General features: G+C 29.3%; 20 protein-coding genes, 1 tRNA gene and 1 pseudogene. 13 read left to right on the forward strand and 9 right to left on the reverse strand.

Annotated elements, in window-relative coordinates:
- Positions 1-20: 20 nt before the first annotated feature.
- From MPAN_RS02250 to MPAN_RS02280, 7 genes are all read left to right on the forward strand, one after another.
- Complete coding sequence (locus MPAN_RS02250) at positions 21-1,391, forward strand: glycine--tRNA ligase (RefSeq protein WP_176239984.1); 1,371 nt, start codon at positions 21-23, stop codon at positions 1,389-1,391.
- A gap of 19 nt (positions 1,392-1,410) precedes the next feature.
- Positions 1,411-3,144: a DNA primase gene (dnaG, locus tag MPAN_RS02255; protein WP_176239985.1), complete on the forward strand. Its 1,734-nt coding sequence runs from the start codon at positions 1,411-1,413 to the stop codon at positions 3,142-3,144.
- 34 nt (positions 3,145-3,178) lie between these two features.
- Positions 3,179-4,411: an RNA polymerase sigma factor RpoD gene (gene rpoD / locus MPAN_RS02260; protein WP_176240009.1), complete on the forward strand. Its 1,233-nt coding sequence runs from the start codon at positions 3,179-3,181 to the stop codon at positions 4,409-4,411.
- Positions 4,398-5,015 carry a tRNA (adenine(22)-N(1))-methyltransferase gene (locus MPAN_RS02265; protein ID WP_176239986.1) on the forward strand — a complete coding sequence of 206 codons (618 nt, stop codon included), beginning with the start codon at positions 4,398-4,400 and terminating at the stop codon, positions 5,013-5,015. Before rpoD ends, MPAN_RS02265 begins: the two co-directional genes overlap by 14 nt.
- An 80-nt stretch (positions 5,016-5,095) precedes the next feature.
- Positions 5,096-5,533 carry a MarR family winged helix-turn-helix transcriptional regulator gene (locus MPAN_RS02270; RefSeq protein ID WP_176239987.1) on the forward strand — a complete coding sequence of 146 codons (438 nt, stop codon included), beginning with the start codon at positions 5,096-5,098 and terminating at the stop codon, positions 5,531-5,533.
- 81 nt (positions 5,534-5,614) lie between these two features.
- Positions 5,615-5,691: transfer RNA gene (locus tag MPAN_RS02275), tRNA-Arg, on the forward strand.
- Positions 5,692-5,857: 166 nt separating this feature from the next.
- Positions 5,858-6,085, forward strand: a complete 228-nt coding sequence (locus tag MPAN_RS02280; RefSeq protein ID WP_176239988.1) for a helix-turn-helix domain-containing protein — start codon at positions 5,858-5,860, stop codon at positions 6,083-6,085.
- 5 nt (positions 6,086-6,090) lie between these two features.
- Here the strand turns inward: MPAN_RS02280 and MPAN_RS02285 are convergent, their stop codons facing one another.
- Complete coding sequence (locus MPAN_RS02285; protein ID WP_176239989.1) at positions 6,091-6,633, reverse strand: tyrosine-type recombinase/integrase; 543 nt, start codon at positions 6,631-6,633, stop codon at positions 6,091-6,093.
- Positions 6,630-6,953 carry a phage integrase SAM-like domain-containing protein gene (locus MPAN_RS02290; RefSeq protein ID WP_176239990.1) on the reverse strand — a complete coding sequence of 108 codons (324 nt, stop codon included), beginning with the start codon at positions 6,951-6,953 and terminating at the stop codon, positions 6,630-6,632. The genes MPAN_RS02285 and MPAN_RS02290 overlap by 4 nt, the downstream gene beginning before the upstream one ends.
- Positions 6,954-7,166: 213 nt before the next feature.
- Between MPAN_RS02290 and MPAN_RS02295 the strand changes: the two genes are divergently transcribed.
- The 4 genes and pseudogenes from MPAN_RS02295 to MPAN_RS02310 all read left to right on the forward strand — a co-directional run bounded on the left by MPAN_RS02295 (position 7,167) and on the right by MPAN_RS02310 (position 9,960).
- Complete coding sequence (locus MPAN_RS02295; RefSeq protein WP_176239991.1) at positions 7,167-8,129, forward strand: hypothetical protein; 963 nt, start codon at positions 7,167-7,169, stop codon at positions 8,127-8,129.
- On the forward strand, positions 8,129-9,151 hold the full coding sequence (locus MPAN_RS02300; protein ID WP_176239992.1) for a ribonuclease H1 domain-containing protein: 1,023 nt from the start codon (positions 8,129-8,131) through the stop codon (positions 9,149-9,151). The genes MPAN_RS02295 and MPAN_RS02300 overlap by 1 nt, the downstream gene beginning before the upstream one ends.
- A gap of 21 nt (positions 9,152-9,172) precedes the next feature.
- Positions 9,173-9,577, forward strand: a pseudogene (locus MPAN_RS02305) (RNase LS family HEPN domain-containing protein); the annotation flags it as partial.
- Between the two features lie 23 nt (positions 9,578-9,600).
- Entirely contained in the window at positions 9,601-9,960 is a 360-nt protein-coding gene (locus MPAN_RS02310) for a hypothetical protein (protein WP_176239993.1), read from the forward strand.
- Here MPAN_RS02310 and MPAN_RS02315 read toward each other — a convergent pair.
- The 7 genes from MPAN_RS02315 to MPAN_RS02345 all read right to left on the reverse strand — a co-directional run bounded on the left by MPAN_RS02315 (position 9,941) and on the right by MPAN_RS02345 (position 16,893).
- Entirely contained in the window at positions 9,941-10,495 is a 555-nt protein-coding gene (locus MPAN_RS02315; RefSeq protein ID WP_176239994.1) for a recombinase family protein, read from the reverse strand. The genes MPAN_RS02310 and MPAN_RS02315 overlap by 20 nt on opposite strands.
- A gap of 743 nt (positions 10,496-11,238) precedes the next feature.
- The gene (locus tag MPAN_RS02320; protein WP_176239995.1) at positions 11,239-11,559 is read right to left on the reverse strand and encodes a hypothetical protein; all 321 of its coding nucleotides are present in this window, start codon (positions 11,557-11,559) and stop codon (positions 11,239-11,241) included.
- Between the two features lie 4 nt (positions 11,560-11,563).
- Positions 11,564-12,475: an ATP-binding protein gene (locus tag MPAN_RS02325; RefSeq protein WP_176239996.1), complete on the reverse strand. Its 912-nt coding sequence runs from the start codon at positions 12,473-12,475 to the stop codon at positions 11,564-11,566.
- A 5-nt stretch (positions 12,476-12,480) separates the two neighbouring features.
- Positions 12,481-13,131 carry a S1C family serine protease gene (locus MPAN_RS02330; RefSeq protein ID WP_176239997.1) on the reverse strand — a complete coding sequence of 217 codons (651 nt, stop codon included), beginning with the start codon at positions 13,129-13,131 and terminating at the stop codon, positions 12,481-12,483.
- Between the two features lie 42 nt (positions 13,132-13,173).
- On the reverse strand, positions 13,174-13,386 hold the full coding sequence (locus MPAN_RS02335; RefSeq protein ID WP_176239998.1) for a hypothetical protein: 213 nt from the start codon (positions 13,384-13,386) through the stop codon (positions 13,174-13,176).
- A 1-nt stretch (position 13,387) separates the two neighbouring features.
- Complete coding sequence (locus tag MPAN_RS02340) at positions 13,388-15,208, reverse strand: hypothetical protein (RefSeq protein WP_176239999.1); 1,821 nt, start codon at positions 15,206-15,208, stop codon at positions 13,388-13,390.
- 41 nt (positions 15,209-15,249) lie between these two features.
- A complete protein-coding gene (locus MPAN_RS02345; protein WP_176240000.1) occupies positions 15,250-16,893 on the reverse strand; it encodes a DUF5011/hyalin repeat domain-containing protein in 1,644 nt (547 codons plus the stop codon).
- Positions 16,894-17,437: 544 nt separating this feature from the next.
- Here MPAN_RS02345 and MPAN_RS02350 point away from each other — a divergent pair.
- Both MPAN_RS02350 and MPAN_RS09025 read left to right on the forward strand, forming a co-directional pair.
- Positions 17,438-17,971, forward strand: coding sequence for a hypothetical protein (locus tag MPAN_RS02350; RefSeq protein ID WP_176240001.1), 534 nt, complete (start codon positions 17,438-17,440; stop codon positions 17,969-17,971).
- A gap of 294 nt (positions 17,972-18,265) precedes the next feature.
- The gene (locus MPAN_RS09025) at positions 18,266-18,400 is read left to right on the forward strand and encodes a hypothetical protein (protein WP_267910371.1); all 135 of its coding nucleotides are present in this window, start codon (positions 18,266-18,268) and stop codon (positions 18,398-18,400) included.
- The last annotated feature ends 110 nt before the right edge of the window (positions 18,401-18,510 follow it).

Raw genomic sequence — 18,510 nt, forward strand, 5'->3', positions numbered from 1 at the left:
AATGTTAAGGATGTGGACACATGGTAACACTAGACAAAATTGTACAATTTGCAAAATCTACAGGATTTATATATCAAGGTAGTGAACTTTATGGAGGCCTAGCTAATACTTGGGATTATGGTCCTTTGGGAAGCTTACTTAAAAAAAATGTAAAAGATGCATGGATCCAAAAATTTCAAAGAGAAACTGAATACAATGTATTAGTGGATACTTCAATCTTATTAAATACAGAAGTTTGGAAAGCTAGTGGACATCTTGGTGGATTTAGTGATCCTTTAACTGAATGTAAAGCATGTAATCAAAGATATCGTGCAGATCAACTGATTGAATCATTTGATTCAAATGTGAATGCAGATGGTTGGTCAACAGATCAAATGTATGATTATATTTTAGAACATAAAGTGAAATGTCCAAATTGTGGAGCACACGACTTTCTTCCAATTCGTAAATTTAATATGATGTTTGAAACACATCAAGGTGTTGTAAAAGAACAAGCAGATCAAATATATTTAAGACCAGAAACAGCACAAGGTATTTTTATTAACTTTAAAAATATTCAAAGAACAACACGTAAAAAAGTTCCATTTGGAATTTGTCAGGTAGGTAAATCATTTAGAAATGAAATTACTCCAGGCAACTTTGTTTTTAGAACAAGAGAATTCGAACAAATGGAAATGGAATTCTTTGTTAAACCAGGAACTGAATTAGAATGGTTTTCATATTGGAAAGCATTTTGTATGGATTGGTTACTTCAATTAGGATTATCAGCTAAACATTTAACATTTGATGATCATAAACCAGAAGCACTAAGTCATTATTCAAATGCAACAACAGATATTAAATTTGAATTTCCTTGGGGATCTGATGAATTATGGGGTATAGCTTCTCGTACAAATTTTGATTTAAATGCACATCAAGTAGCATCTAGTCAAAATTTAGAATATCTAGATCCTGAAACTAATGAGAAGTATCTACCATTTGTAATTGAACCATCTGTAGGTGTAGAACGATTAATTTTAGCATTTCTAATAGATGCTTATGATGAAGAAACACTCGAATCTGGAGATATCAGACAAGTTTTAAGACTTCATCCAAAACTAGCACCTTATAAAGTCGCTATACTACCTTTAGTTAAAAAACTACATGCCGAAAAAGCAAAAGAAATTCATAAGTTGTTAAGTAAATATTTTGATGTCGTTTATGATGAAACACAAAATATAGGTAAAAGATATCGTAGACAAGATGCAATTGGCACATATTTATGTGTAACTGTTGATCATGATACAGAATCCCTAGAGTCTGTTACAGTTAGAAATCGCGACACAATGGCTCAAGAACGTATTCAAATTAGTGACTTAAGAAATTATATTGAAGAAAAAATTAATTATTAAAAATAAAAGGAGGGATTAGATGGATCATAAACTCATCGAAGAAATAAATGAGAAAACACCAATCGTTGAATTGGTTTCTGAATTTGTCACTCTCCAAAAAACAGGTAAAAACTTTAGAGGATTATGCCCTTTTCATCAAGAAAAAACACCAAGTTTTTTCGTATCACCAGAAAAAAACATTTGTAAATGTTATGGATGTGGTGAAGGTGGAGCACCCATAAATTTTTATCGAAAAATTAAAAATATATCTTTTGATCAAGCTGCAGAAGAACTTGCTGAAAAAGCAGGCATAAAAATCCAAAAGACAGTGAGACAAAAAGATCCTTATGAATCCTTTTATAAATTAATGGCTGAGGCAAAAGAGTTTTATAAATTTAATTTAAAGAATAGCCAAAAAGGTCAAGAAGCACATAAGTATTTATCTAAAAGAGAAATATCTGATGATATTATAGATCATTTTGAAATCGGATATGCACCAAGTCATTCCGATGTTTTATATCAAATGTTAAATGATAAAGGCTACCAAGTTTCAGATATGATCAAACTCGGATTAGTTAAACAAAAAGATGATGGGTCATATTATGACTTGTTCTCAGATAGATTAATCTTTCCGATTACCAATCCCAAAGGATTAGTGGTTGGCTTTAGTGGAAGAACTCTAAATCCAAAAGAAACGATTAAATATATAAATTCTCCAGAAACAGTCATCTTTAAAAAAGGACAATTACTTTATCATTTTAATGAAGCTTTATCAGAAATAAGAAAAAACAAACAAATTGTTTTGTATGAAGGATTCTTTGATGTCATTAGTTCTTATAAAGCTGGTATTAAACATGGTGTTGCAACTATGGGAACAGCGTTAACTATTGATCAAGCTAAATTGATTAAACAATTTACAGATTCTATTGTAGTTGCTTATGATGGCGATCAAGCTGGTCAAAGTGCAACATTAAAAGCCATTGATTTACTTGAAAAAGTAAGATTAAAAACTGAAATTTTAACGATTCCAGAAAAAATGGATCCAGATGAATTTATTAAAGCATATGGTGTTGAAAAATACGAAACACTATTTGGAGAATATACATCAGATCCATACCAGTTTAAATATCAGTATTTTAAAAGAGGAAAAGATTTATCAAATGCTAATGATATAACAGCATTTAAAAATAATATTTTAGACATGCTTGCTTATGCTGATCCAAGCATACAAAATATATATAAAAATAGATTAGCTGCTGACTTAAAAGTTTCACCAGATGCATTTGAAATAAAAGTAAGAAAGCAACCCACACTTCCTCATAAGGAAAGTTTACCTGAAAAGCAAAGAACTAGAATATCTAATAAATATGAAAAAGCAGAACGTTATTTGATTTATGCAATGCTTAGATCAAGAATAGATGCAAACCATATTCAAGCAAGATTGAAAATGAGTGATTTTGTAGACCAGGTACAATCAACAATTAGACTTTTAATTGATTCTTATTATAAAGATCATCAAGAATTAGATGTCGAGGAATTTGTAGATGGTTTAAATAATGAACAACGAGAATATGCAGAAAACACTTTATTTAAAGATATTTTATGGGAAAGAAATGAGACCATTGATAGCATTGAATTTGATCATTATATAACTTTAGTCAAACAAGCAAATTACATGAGAAGAAAAGTTTATGTAAGAGCACAACTTGAAAAAGAAGAATATAAGAATCCTATTTTAATGGAAGAATTAACTATATTGACAAAAATGAAATAAATACTTAGGAGGTATTTTCGTGGATTTTAATAAAATCGTAGCACAATTAAAAAAAACAGCTGGTAAAAACAAATTGTTAACACCAAAAGATGTGGAACCATTTGCAAAACCAGGAAGCGAAAACTATTTTGAAATAGAACGCGCTTTATTAAATTTAGATATTGACATTGCCGAAGATGAAGAATATGAAGATGTAAAAGTCGTAGCGACAGAAGAAGACGATGATGATTTTCAAATTGATACTGATGACGATGATGAACCAGATGATCTATCTTTATCAGGCCTTGAAGTTGAAGAAGAAGAACTTGTAAACATAGAAACTATTGCGTCAACAATTAAAATTGATGACCCAGTGCGTATGTATCTTAAAGAAATTGGACAAATTCCTTTATTAACTCATGAGCTAGAAACAAAATATGCAGTTCAAGTTTCTAATGGTCGTTATGCCAAAGAACAATTAGATGAATATGAACAAGGTATTCTAGATTTAGAAGAAAGCGATATTGAAGAGTTAAGAGAAACTTTAAGAATTGCAGCACAAGCTAAAAATAAATTAGTAGAAGCTAACTATCGTTTAGTTGTATCAATCGCAAAAAGATATGTCGGAAGAGGTCTATTATTTCTTGATTTAATTCAAGAAGGTAATATGGGCTTAATGCGTGCCGTTGACAAATTTGATTATGAAAAAGGTTTTAAATTTTCAACATATGCAACGTGGTGGATTAGACAAGCTATTACACGTGCAGTAGCTGATCAAGCTAGAACGATTCGTATTCCTGTTCATATGGTAGAAACTATTAATAAAATGATAAGAATTCAAAGACAATTAATTCAAGACTTAGGTAGAGAACCAGTCATTGAAGAAATTGCTGAAAAAATGGGAATTACACCTGAAAAAGTTCAAAATATACAACGTATCGCTAAAGAACCTATTTCATTAGAAGCTCATGTTGGTGAAGAAGAAGATTCATCATTAGGAGATTTCATATCAGATCCTAATGCTCTTACACCTCATGAATATATGCTTCAAGAAATGGTTAAGCAAACATTAGACGAAGTCTTAGAAACACTTACTGATCGTGAAGAAAAAGTTTTACGTTTAAGATACGGACTATTTGATGGTAAAAATCATACACTTGAAGAAGTTGGTCGTGAATTTGGTGTAACACGTGAACGTATCCGTCAGATTGAAGCTAAAGCTTTAAGAAAACTAAGAAGTCCATCTAGACAAAATAAATTACGTGAGTTTTACTATGGCAAGAAATAAAAGAATTAAATTTTTAAGTGAGTTAACTCAAGGTTATGATTGTGTTTTAGATATTGGAACAGATCATGGTCTAGTCTTACTAGAAGCATTTAAAAATGGATATATCAAATCTGCAATCGCAAGTGATTTAAGAGAAGAACCGCTAAAATCAGCAAAAAAAAGTCTTAATCATTATCCTGTAGAATTTGTTATATCTGATGGATTTAAAAATATACAATCAGATTTTGATTTAGGTATTATAGCAGGTATGGGCGCATATTTAATCAAAGATATATTAAAATACGCACCAATGGATAAAACCTATATTTTACAAGCTAATGATAATCATGAGATTTTAAGAGAATTTTTAGCAAAACAAGGATTTGAGATTGTTGATGAACATATCATCCATGATAAATTTTATTATGTCATAATGATTATTAAAAAAGGGCATATGAAACTATCAGAAGCAGATCTTTATTTAGGTCCAAAATTAAAGTATAAAAAAGAAGCAAAACCATTTTATGATCAAAAGATAAAACAATTTCAAAAGATATATCCAAAAGCTGATGATGCGCGGCAACAAGCATTATCAAAGCTTATAAAAATATATCAAATGGAATAGAATAAACTGTTTGACTTTACTAAAAGAGATAATAATTATAGAATAAACTAAAGAGTTTTTGTTAAAAGGAGGTTGGTTATATGAAAAAAGATTATCAAACATTACAACAATTGGACCGTGCATTAAAGATTTTTAGAAGAAGTGGCATTTATGATAGAGTAAATACTAAATTAAGTGATGCAGATATCATGGTATTGTTTTGTGTCGCATTTTGCGATATTAATCAAAAAGTTAAATTAACAGACATTGCTAAAACTTTAAAAGTAACTTTGCCCGCAGTAACGCATAAGGTTAATGATTTAGTGGATAAAAGTTACTTGGAAAAAGTACCTTCAGCAAAAGATTTAAGAGTTATATTTATTCGCTTAACAGAAAATGGGAAAAAATATGTAGAATCTATTAGAGATGACTATTATAAACCCATTGAACAACTTGCAATTCATTTAGGTGAAGAAGACAGTAAAAATCTACTAAGAATCATGAATAAAATCAGTGAAATCGGAAAGATTAAAATATAATTAGTCATTAATATAAAATTTCATTAAAATTCGCTTTACATTCGGCATATATATTTGTTATAATAACTTGTGCCGACTTGTGTTGCAATAGCTCAGCTGGATAGAGCAACGGCCTTCTAAGCCGTCGGTCGGGGGTTCGAATCCCTCTTGCAACGCCACTATAGAATGACAACCATGAGAAACATCTATTAAACTCATGGTTTTATTTTAAATAATCAAACAACAAAAAGTTGTCTATGAGTGTATTTTACAATAACAACAAATGATTGTCAACATAAAATACAATTATTTGTTGTCAAAAATCAAATATAGGAGGTTTTAAATATGTTTGCAGATAAACTTAAGGAATTCAGAAACAAACTGAATATGAGTCAAAGAGATATCGCTTCAAAGCTTGATATTACTCAACAAGGTTATTGTCGTTGGGAAAATGGGACATCCTTCCCAAATGAAGAAAAACTTATTAAGCTTTGCGAAGCATTAGTGTGCACTCCCAATGATTTATTAGAAATTAAAGGAAAATACACTATGGCAATGGATAAGTTAGCATAGATAATTTATAGTTTATTCATGTTATCACTGTAACCTTTTTTAACATGCTTTTTTGATACATGTAGATATCTCTTAGTAGTTTCCATATTTTTGTGTCCTAATAGGATCATTAAAGAAGGAAGATCCATTTGAGATTCAATTAAATATGTTGCAACTGTATGTCTGAACATATGAGGATGTAATTTTTTAATGTTGAGTTGCCTTTTTACTTGCTTTAAGATATATCTAATATCATCATAATTTGACACTCTATTTTTATCAATATTGTATAATAAATATTTTGAATCATTTTTAACTTGAATCATTTTTTTTAATATAGGCTTTGAAGTTTCTGTGAAATAAACAATTCGGTCCTCTTTTGTTTTTGTTTGAGTAAGTAAAATCTCACAATTATTAAAGTTAACATTTGCTTTTTCGATATACATTATCTCTGAGATTCTAGCGCCTGTATCTGCAAGAAGTGATAAAAAACATTTGTGATAGATACCATTTACAGTTGTTTCTGGATAGTCACTAATGTATTTACGTATTCTAATATAATTATTCATTTCAATAACTTCAAACGTTTTAGTGCGTTCACGCAGTTTTTAATTTGTTGAAGATATGGAAAGTCAATTTCCATATAGTTATACATACGTTTTAAACACCCTATGTTTTTATTGATAGTTACATTTTGACACGTCTCTTTCATGTGATATATATAATCAACAATAAACTCAGAATTTAAATCCTCTATAGTAGTAATTTGATTATCATTAGCATAATTGACAAAATGTCCGAGATGAGATTGATAGAAACGATGTGTTCCTTTTGCATATCTTAGCTTTATCTCCATTAAATAGTTATTGACTAGTTCTTGAATTTTCATTTTTCCCTCCATTGTAGTATAGTCTACTTCTATTTTATTCTATTTATTAAATACTTTAATCCACAAGATTCGTGGATATCTCTTGTATAGTTGTAAATTAAAGACAATTGTTTTATAATTAACAATAAGGGGATATTATGCAATCGTAGTTACTTCAATTAAGGCTAAAATACTCTAGCCTTTTTATTATCCTTGATATAAAGGAGTGTATTGATGGATAAGCATTTAGTAGATAAGAGAGTAGGTCTATATAATAGATTTATAAAAGAAGATGAACAATTAAATATTGATTATGTTATGGAGATTTATGAATTAATTAAAATGGATGAAGGAGTTCCATGGAAATATAATTTGCCATTTATAAGAAAATGTAGTAAATTCATTATAAATGAAGAAAAAGATAACTATCAATTAGTGGTTGAATTATATGAATTGATAAGTAATGATAAAATGATTCAGCTTATAGATTATAACAAAGAGTACGATGATTTTGATATGTACGCTATAAATAATCTCAAGGCATTACAAAATATACCAGAATCATTAGACAAAGCTAAAGAAGTATATAGTTTTTATATTGAGCATACATCAAAAAACATTCTTAAAGACGCGTATTTTTATTCTAGTTATAATTATATTAAAAATTATAAATCATCAGAAAAATTTGAGAATGTCAAAGATCTCTTTTTAGAATTAATAAAATATAAAAAGGACTCTTATATAATGATGATACCAATAAGACTATATTTTATGAATTTATCATCTCTAGGTTTGTCATTCATATTATCTATATTAAAAGGTAAAGTCAATCTATATGATTTGAATAGAATCATTAAATACTTAAGAAAATATGATTCAAAGTTCAATGACTTGCAATTCATTAAACTTGAAGAAGACAATAATGAATTTAATGAGAAAAAAAGAGTAAATGATTTTATTATTGAATATTGTATGGATCATATAGACTCCATAGATAATATATTCATTGGTAAACTGAACAGAAAATTGAATAGCGATTTTGGCTTCATTATATATAATAATACGAGAGTTTTCACGTATTTAAAGAAATTAAGATATAAAAATAACACCAATGTATTATTCGCAGTATATGATAGTTATGATAAAACAAAAAGTATGGATTCAAAACAAGGGATTATTATAAAGGAGATTAAATGATGGGAAAATTGTACGCTGTTAAAGTTGGAAGAAATATTGGGGTATATGATACTTGGAAAGAGTGTGAAAATGAGGTTAAAGGATTTAAAGGAGCTAAATTTAAAAAGGTTGATAGTCGCGATGAAGGATTGGAATATATAAATTCTAAAGAGCCAGTGATTGTTGTTGAGATAAAAACTGAAGAATCAGTTGATAATATGACAGATGAAGAAATCGTAGCTTATATAACTAGTGGCTATGCCGTTGCATTTACAGATGGTAGTTATAAAGATAGTGAACAAGCATATACTTATGGATTAGTTATGATTGATAATGTGAATTTAAAATACGATACTGCATATGCTAAACGAAATCATGAATTATATCTTGTATCTAGAAATGTTTCTGGTGAGGTATTCGCAGTTATTGAAGCTATTCAATATTCAATATCACATAATTATGAAAAACTACTCATTTGTCATGATTATGAGGGAATTCCTAAATGGATTTCCGGTGAATGGGAAGCAAAGACTAAAATTTCTGAATTATTGTTGATTATATACAAGAAATATTGTGATATAATAAAAATCGAGTTTAGAAAGATAAAAGCACACTCAGGTAATCGATTTAATGAATTAGCAGATAGTTTAGCAGAAAAAGCATATTCTAAGAGTAAAAAAACAACTTTAAAATACGGAAAAAATTTTGTTGTATTTAATAATTTTTCTGATAAACAGTTTGATGAGTTATTTTCTAATATCTCAACTGACATGCATGAAATAAGTGTTGAAGATAGAAGTGACAAAGATAAAAAATGCTATGTTTTAAGTTATGATCGAGAAAGATTATTTGTAACTTATTATAATACAAAAAGAAAAACCTTAATGATTCAAGGAAATCAAGAAAGATTATTCTTTGTTTTACTTGACAATATAATATTAAATTCAGACGAGAATATAAGAACAATACTTAGCGAAGTTTTTAAATTTAGTGTTAATACTAGCAAATTAAATGAAGAATGTACAAGTTTAATTCCTAATTAACCTACATCTTTTAATTCACAATTAAAAAACCTTATTTTAACTTCCATTCAAATATTGAACCTTACTTATTCAAGCTTTCAAGATCATGGACATTACATAATGCCTATTATGAGAGTACTAGAAGGTGTTTTAAGAAAAATTCTAGTAGATTCTGGAATTACTATAAAAGATAAACAATATCCTTTCTCTTGTTTTTCAAACCCAACAGGAGTATACTTATTAAACAAACAAGGAAGTCTTTCTTCTGATAAGAAAGCGAAAGTAGAAAGAGCTTATGATTTCTATCGAGATCAACGTCACTCTGTAAGTCATTCTGGAGATTACATTGGAGCAGAATTATTTACAGTTAGAGAAGTACCAACTCTTGATGAAGCAAAATCAGTAATAAAAGAAGCTATGATGCAAATTAATTTATTGTACAGCTAAAAAATAAAAAAGGAGTGGATCATATGAAAGATTACTCAATCTATAAACTTAACGAAAATCTTGCATATGTTTTCATAAAAAAATATAATATATTAAACAAAGATTTATCTGATATAGAAAAGAAAATATCAGAAAAATACAAGTCTGCAATTATTGATAATTTATTAACTGTGGGAAAGAACTCCTCAAATAGATTTTATTTTATAGTTATAAATGAAGGCAAATTTGACTTTGATAATGCTTTATATTCAAAAGATATCTCTAAATTATTGAATCAAACAAATGTTATATCTGATAAGAATAAAATTATCTCTAAAGTTAACCAAACAGCGAATAAAAACAAAGATATATTAGATAAGTCGTCTATTTTAAGATTTCAATAGATGAATAGTTAATTACAGTTCTTTTTGATATATTTAAATGATTTGCAATTTCTTGATTCGTATAGCCCTCTTTCTTGAGGGCTTTTATTATTTTCACTTTATCATTTGATATAGGTTTTCTTCCTATATGCTTACCGTGAGCTTTAGCATTTTCAATACCTTCTCTAATCTTTTCATTTTGTATCTCTACTTGCATTTGATTGAAGGAAGCAATAATAATTACCATGGCTCTACCGATTGGTGTAGTAATGTCTAAATTCTCTTTCAATGAAATAAATCCAATACTATTTTGTGAAAAGTATTCGATTAGCTTCATTACCTGGTGTACTGTTCTGCCTAAACGTGATAGATCATAAATAACTAATATATCATTTGTTCTTAGATAGTCAATGACTTCATTTAATATAGGTCTATTGGTATTTCTACCAGAAGCTTTTTCTTGATAGAGCTTATCTATACCATATTTGTTAAGTGTATCTTGTTGCACTTCAAGATTTTGTTTTTGAGTGGAGACTCTTATATATCCAATAATCATGTGTTTACACATCCTTCATGAGTGCATTTACATTAACCTTTCTGCACATTTATATTTTCACTAATTTTTGCATCTTGAATCGAGCAATATCATATAATATTTGTGATTAATATGATGAGTGCAATTAACTATAGTTTTTTGCACCTTATATAAAATAATTTAAAAAACATGGAATTATAAATATAGAGAAATAGAAAATGAATGAACATAATTAAATCTATATTTTTATAACAAAAACTAACTTTACATTGATAATTATTGTTGGTATAATTGAGTTGTCCATAAATCCCTGGACACGTCAATTAAGGAGGTGGTGTCAGTGGAAGCAGTTTTAGAAGCAATTCTAAGAGCTTTAATGAGGATGACAAAAGGGTGGTCATCTCTGGCATTAGTTAGGACACTCTTAGGTTGAGATATACCAGAGGCACCTCTTTAATTTCCTTAAAATATATATTTAATTGTAATTATAGGAATAGGACAAGTGTATTCATATACTATAAATAAATAAATAAACTGTTAGCTCAGCAATAGCTGGGCTCATCAATCAACCAAGTAATACAATGGTAATTATTTTCTTTCTCACCATTCTAGTAATTGAGAAAATCAAAAAAAGCAAAGAGAAGGGAGATGATATTATGGAAAAAATCTATTACACTATCATCACAAAAATTATGATTGGATTGTTGAGTTAACAGTTTATTTTCAAAGGTGTATATATGTATACTAAAGTATACTATATACAACTACTTAGTTTTTCGAGTCTTTTCCTTCTCTAGATCTTCTATAGAAGCTAAGAGACTTTTTTTCTTTGCAGACATCTCTCTGATGTCTTTTATTTGCTTATCAATAATCTCTTGAAACTTTGAATTAGACTTAAAAAATATAGCTTCTTCAACTACCTGAATATTTTCTTCTTTGATATCAACGCTTTCTTTTAGGTTGATTTTTTTTTGCATGATACTAGGAAGATATAAGATAAAGATAAATAAAGCTAGAGATAAATTGATTCCAAGTACCCAGATTAAAATGTTTAAAACTGTATATAGAGTTTGTTCCCATGCCATAGTGTTAGGCTCCTTTTCTAAATGGTCTATCCATTTTGATATGATTATATGCTCCACTCATTGAATAAGTGTCGTAGTAATCCATGTTTGCGTATTGTTGAGGGAAGTACCAGCTTTTATATGGAACTTTAATTGAATCACGTCCAGATGCATCTACGGTAAACGTTTCAACATACCAACCTAAGGGTTTAAAGCGAAATATACCTGTATCAACTAGCCAATCTTCATAATCAAATCCGATATCAATTCTAACTCTATGAAAGAATCTAGCTAGCTGTTCAAGTTGAATATCAACTCTGTTCATTTGAGTTGTAGCAATAATCCGTTTGATATAGTGTCTGATAACGACAGCATAATCACTAAATGGCTCATATTTATCGTTGTAGTCAGTTGTATTGTTATATCTAGGATTTAATATGCGATGAATCTCATCAATGACCATACCACCAAATTTGATGTGATTAGGTATCTTGTGCGTTTTCCTTTCGCTCCAAAAATCTTCAAAGTTAAACAGTGGATGATATCTAAATTTAAGACCAGCTTCTTTGTCTATCCTAGGTTTTTCAAAAGGTGTATTGATATACCAGGGTTTATGATTAATATATCGATCACGTTCTATGATTTCATATGCGCAAGAGGTCTTTCCTGCACCAGGACCACCTGATAGAATTTGGACACCCGGCTCATCAAAAGGAATCCTTTTAACTTGGTTTCTTGTGAGGATCCATGCAACGATAACAATCCAGTGCCATGGGAATGTCAAAAAGCGCGCTTTCTTGTAAAAAGATTGGTTTAATATATACTTTGAATAACCTATTGTGATATCTCTTTGTTTATATGCAAGTCTTGAAGATAAGCTTGTCATATGCTTTGAAAACTGTTCTGATATGATTAATAGTCTTTGAGTAAGTGTCATGTTATCTAGTCCTTGTAATCAATTGATGATAGATATTGATTAATCTTAATTCCTGGTATTGCATAACTAACTTGTGAATCTAGATTAGCTGCAAAGTTAATCCCAATGATTTCATTTTTAGCATTTAAAAGTGCACCTCCTGAAGATCCATGATCAATAGAAGCACTGTGATGAATCACTTGAATTGTTATATCAAAATCAACAACGTCAATCCTGTCTATAGATCCACTAGATATCGTAAAAATAGATCTAGGATAACCTACAGCTTTAATCTCATCATCTAAGTGATAAACTTCTGATATCTTTAAAGTTTTTAAGTCGATATCTTTTTCAAATTTAAGAACAGCTAAATCATAATAACTACTTGAATTTATAACATCCATTTGATAGATGTTGTTTTCAAAATCAACACCGTCAATCTTTGTAGCTTGATCAACTACATGATGATTTGTTAATGCATAATAATATTGACTATCTTCATCAAAGATAACAGAAGTACCAAAGCTTGTTTGGTTTTCCCTGGTAACAACTAACCTGATGTGAGATGTTAGTATCTGATTATAAGTTCTTTGGTCTTTAGTTAAGTAAAAGTAAGATGTTGTTGCAATTAAGCCAACAACTAAGATAAATATCATGAATTTATAGCGTTTTAACATAGGTATATCTTCCTTTCGTTTTTTCGATTGCTCATATCGCGCCTAAAACATGCCTTTAATGGCAAAAAATAGTAAAACTAATACTAATAACACGAAAAAGCCTAAGGGGTCAATAGATTCCTTAATGCCTTCAAGTGCTGATTTAATAAATGTCTTGATTGGTTTAATCAATGTGAATAAGAAAAGGATAAGTCCAACTTGAATCAACCATTTCCAGTTTGTGGCTAGCCAATCAAATAACTCTAAGACCCACACACTAGATCACTCCAGATAGCAACAACAACACAATAATGATAGTTATTGAAATAAATCCAAATGGACTAAATATCAGTTTTAAACCTTTACTTAAAAACCTCCATAAATGACTTAAGACAATTAAGACTAAGATAAGTGCAAATAATCCAATAATCCAAAATAAAGCTGGAATCACTTCGTATCCGTCTTTGATGATTTGGATAAACATATCCCATAAGCTTGAGCTTGTTTCAGGCTCAGCATCCGTTCCTGGTCCTGGTGTAAAGATTGTATCAATGCTTTCACCTTTCATCGTATAAACTTGTCCATTTGTCCGATAGGTAAACTGAATAATATTGATGCCTTGTTGTCCGTTAACTTCACTGTAGGATTCATCAATTTGAATACCTGTTGTAAAAGCTTTGTTGTATTGGCCAAGGTGTAATTTATAAACATTAAGACTTGAATCAATACCACTAAAATTTGGATCACCTAAAAGATAAGCTTCATTGAGTTTATCTTTTACTTTTTGACTTGGATTTGATATCTCATCAATTTGGTTGACGTTACCAACTTCAATCAATCCTGATTCAACCGTTGAGCCAACATAAGCCATGGATGCAGTCCCTATAATGAGCATTGGCCAACGCACCACAGGAATCAAAGAGCTGACAGAAGTAATGACACTTGCAGTAGCTAAAAAATCAAGTTGCCAAGCTGTAGGATCTAATCCTGTAACCTCTTGATCAGCTTCTAAAACTAAATGGACAGGCTCTTCCCATACGTCATCTTCAAATAAACCAAGGTATTTATATCGATAGGCTAGAGAGACAGACAAGAGATGATCTATAACAAACTCATCTACATAAAAGTAAGCATAGGCATTATTTGCATCCTCAAGCTCAGAATAGATATAAGTGTTAAATCGATAATGTGTTTCTATCTCATTTGTACTTAGATTCCATATTGTATAAGGTGTAAACGTCTCAGCTTTAATATCATCAGATAAAAACATCGACGTCTCTCCATGGTTAAAGACAATAAATTTCATCTCATCATATGTGTAATAAAATGCATCATATTGATCATTAAAGACAGACATATCGGTTTGATCACTAAACGTATAGCTCACATCATAAACACTATCATAGTTAATCACTAAAGACATTTGATAGTCATCAATTGAAACACTAACTGATGCCATACTTTCAGGATGTTCAAAAATAGATCCATAAGTCTCTGGAAGAAGTGCAAGCTCACTTTCAACAGTTGGGTTGATAACGACCCATTTGAACTCAGCTTCAACTCTTAAATCAATAGCCATTTGATTTGCATATCGATAGTTGTTGTTAAATGCTTGTAAGATATAAAGTCTCTGGTTAGATGTTAGATTTTCTTTTAATACAAAAATAATCTCATAATAAGTGTCTTGTTCTAGATAAACATCCCATGAATCATCTGATCCTTTTAAAAACATTAATTCAGAAGCCTCAGGTGCTTCATATTCAATATTGAAACTGTCAGAGATATGAATAGTCGTATCATCGCTAAAAACTTCTATACGTGATTTTTCTACCCCATTTTGAGCAACAATAAAGTTCTCTATTTGAATCAATTGAGAAGATGCAAAGGTAGTATTAATCTCTAAGTTAATCTTTTCAGCTTTGTTTTGAATCCGATTAGATCTTAGTAGAGTTATCCCATTGTTTTCTTGAATTTCCCATGTATTAAATAGATCTTCAATATAGTCAGTTGTTCTCTCAGTATATGCATGAGTAGATACAGAAAATATCATAGATATGAACATGACTAATAAAACAAGCATCGAGAATTTTTTATACATTATGTATCACTCCTTTGTGAAAAGGGTGCAAACAAGCACCCTTACTTTCTAATTTTCTTATATTTCTTTTTTTTAGGAACATTCTTTTTAACTTTTTTATAGATGCTAAAGACAACCATTAAAGAAGCTACAAAGATAAGTCCACCAATGATATAGGTCTTGTTATCATTCCAAAATGCAGTTATATCAAAAGTATCTTCTTCAATAACATCAATTGGATCTTCACTATCTTCCATAACCTCAACAGCCATGTTGTAGATTGCTTCATCACCTGATTGTGAAACAGCTCTAAAGGATAGCGCATAAATGCCAGGAGTTGTTTCGTTTCCTTCATATTCATTTAAGAGACTATAAAACTCAATATCACCTGTACCACTTACCGTAATTTGTCCTGTAATTTCTAAGATATCAATGAAGTCTTGTTGGGATAAAGTAACAGATTGTTCAACAGTTACAAAATATCCGTCTCGTACATAAAATACAGGAGGAAGATTATCAAAGACTTCAACAGAAAATGTATGATATTCGATATTACCTGATGAGTCAGTTACACTAAATTGAATGTCATAATTACCAACAACATTTCCGTTACCTGTATACTCATCAGATACGATTTGAATAGAAGATGTTAAATTTCCATTGATTGCATCATTAGCTGATAATTGTCCTTTAATCTCAGTAATAGTCATTGCTTCTGTTGTAGGTTTTGATATAGTTGTTGGACCGCTAAAACTTGGTTTAACATCATCAATAACATTTACATCAACATTTGCATACAAACTATTACCAGATGTATCAACTATTTTATATACAACTTCATAAGATCCTGGGATTGTTTTACTAGCTGTATATAGATTTGAATCAATAGTAATTACTAAGCTTGATGCATCATCATAATTATCTATTGCATCTAATTGAGCTTTATAGGCTTCAATATCAAATGTTTGTGTATATGATATAGAGACACTATCTTTTTCTTCATTCCAAGTTGGAGACAATACATCTTTGACAATGACCGTAACAATCAATTCAGCTCGATTTCCTGAACTATCAGTAACACTATATTCTAAAGTATAAGAACCAAGTATAGAATTGTTTGATGTGTAGTTGTCTTGATCAAGAGTTATCAAATGTGTAACATTTCCGTCAGTTTCGTCAATAGCAATTAAGTATGAACGAATACTTGATTCACCAATAGGATTATCAACGGTTGTCACAAAAGCAGTTTCACCGCTAAATACTGGCGCGTAATCTTCCGCTGATTCTTCCCATGAGATAGTTAATTTATCAGCACCAGGAATAAACAAAGAGAAACCTTCATAATTATAAAACCACATATCATCACCGTCTTGTTCAACGATAAACCATAATATATCGCCTGTATAATCAATATGACCAGAATTATTAATTGTCATCGTATAAGTTTTTGTAGGTATGTAATCCACATAATCACGAAGATCAACAGTAACCATATTTCCACCTTGATCTATATACCAATCATAAACTTTAGTTCTCATTTCATGTGTAGAAGAATCGATTTCACGGTTGTTATCATCTAAATAAATTAAACCACCGTCTTCAACAAATTTAACGTTAGGCGAAGAACTAGCATATGCAGTACTAGAAACCACTAGCAAAGCACCCATAAATAAAAACAAACTAAATATTACCTTTTTAAACTTCATATTAGAAGCCTCCTTTTTATATAAAAAAATAGATAGATACATGTGTATCTATCCATAACTTAACATAGGTTTTAAAGCTTCTTAATTTAGCGTATATAAATACTAAGACTATTTATAAAATTAGAAAAAAAGTTTCAGTTTTTTTCGATTTTAATAGTACGATTTGTGTTATGATATATAGGTGATTTAATTCTATTTTATCTTTTTTAATCGATCAGTTAAATCACACCCCCAAATACAAAGTCTCTACTCCCCCCCGAGAGACTTTGTTTTTTTTATATTTAGTTGTACCATTAAAGAAAAAGAATGAAGTTGTTTATCATGGTTGATCTTCCTATGATGCATTCATTACTTCAAAATAATCAAAAAATAGAGATAAATGACCTTTTGTTTATTACCTAAAATGACTTTGCAAGGAGTTCGAATCTCACTGGATATACTATGTATTTATTGAGGGATTAAGAGGGGATATTGTTTCTTGATATTTATAAATTTATTAAATTAATGATATAATATAAATAAAGAATAAACTAGGGGGATAATAATGGATCAAAAGCAAATTATATTATATAATTATTTACTAGAAGCACTTTTTAGTGAGTCTAATTCAATTTGGAAATCAATTTCACTTCTTAAAGGGGATTTAAAGTCTATTGATAATCAAATAAAAACAAATAATACACATCTAGAAATATTGAAAAAATCTTTAGTAAAAGATTGTCAAAATATAGCATTAGAAATAGATAAAATAAATGATATAGCAAAACAGTTAGGTTTAAATACGACTAATTCCCATATATTTATTAATAAGAAAAGAACCGAGAGAAAAATGGAAATGATTTTACATAATGATGCGCAAGAACCAGCAATACACCTTATAATTAACATTGAATTTTATGCATTTCTTTTAATAGAATTAGAGTTATTAAAAGAAGAAACAGAAGTTGATATTGCTAGAGAGAAGAGATATATTCATCAATATAATTTATCGAAAAAATTAGGAATTTGGTCAATTATTTTGGGTTCTTTTGGGATTGCTTTTGGTATAGTTGGACTAATAGTTAGTATTACATTTTAATATCATTTCATTATAGTTTTTTAATTTTCACTCAAATATATATATTATCAGTAATCTTTAAATTGCTATAACTCAATAACATTCTTACTGTCGTCTTTGATTTAGTACTATTTTTAATTAATAGTGCAACAAGTTTATATCTGAAGTCATAAAGTAAGATATTATCAGTTGATTTCATTTATCTAAAAATAATCATTAACAAATAAGAAAGGAGATAAAATTATGTTATCATTAAAAGAACAACAGAAAGTTAAAGACGTTTTGAGACAATTAAATGTGAGAGACGATATTAACATGGCATTTATTTTAGATCTCATTATTAATTCTAATAAAGATATTTCTATACTATCAGATAAATTAGACCAAGTACTTAGAAATCAACGTAATTTAGCTGATGAATTAGAGACTGTGCTAAGAAAAATTGGTTAGATGTAAAGAACAGCAGTTAAATGCTGTTTTTTTCATGTAGTTTTGAACTGAAACACCCTATTAAAAGCATTTTAGTAAATTGATATTTTAATGAGACTATTGATGTTATT

Origin of the sequence: Mariniplasma anaerobium, from assembly GCF_016865445.1 — a bacterium.
Taxonomy (GTDB): domain Bacteria; phylum Bacillota_I; class Bacilli_A; order Acholeplasmatales; family Acholeplasmataceae; genus Mariniplasma; species Mariniplasma anaerobium.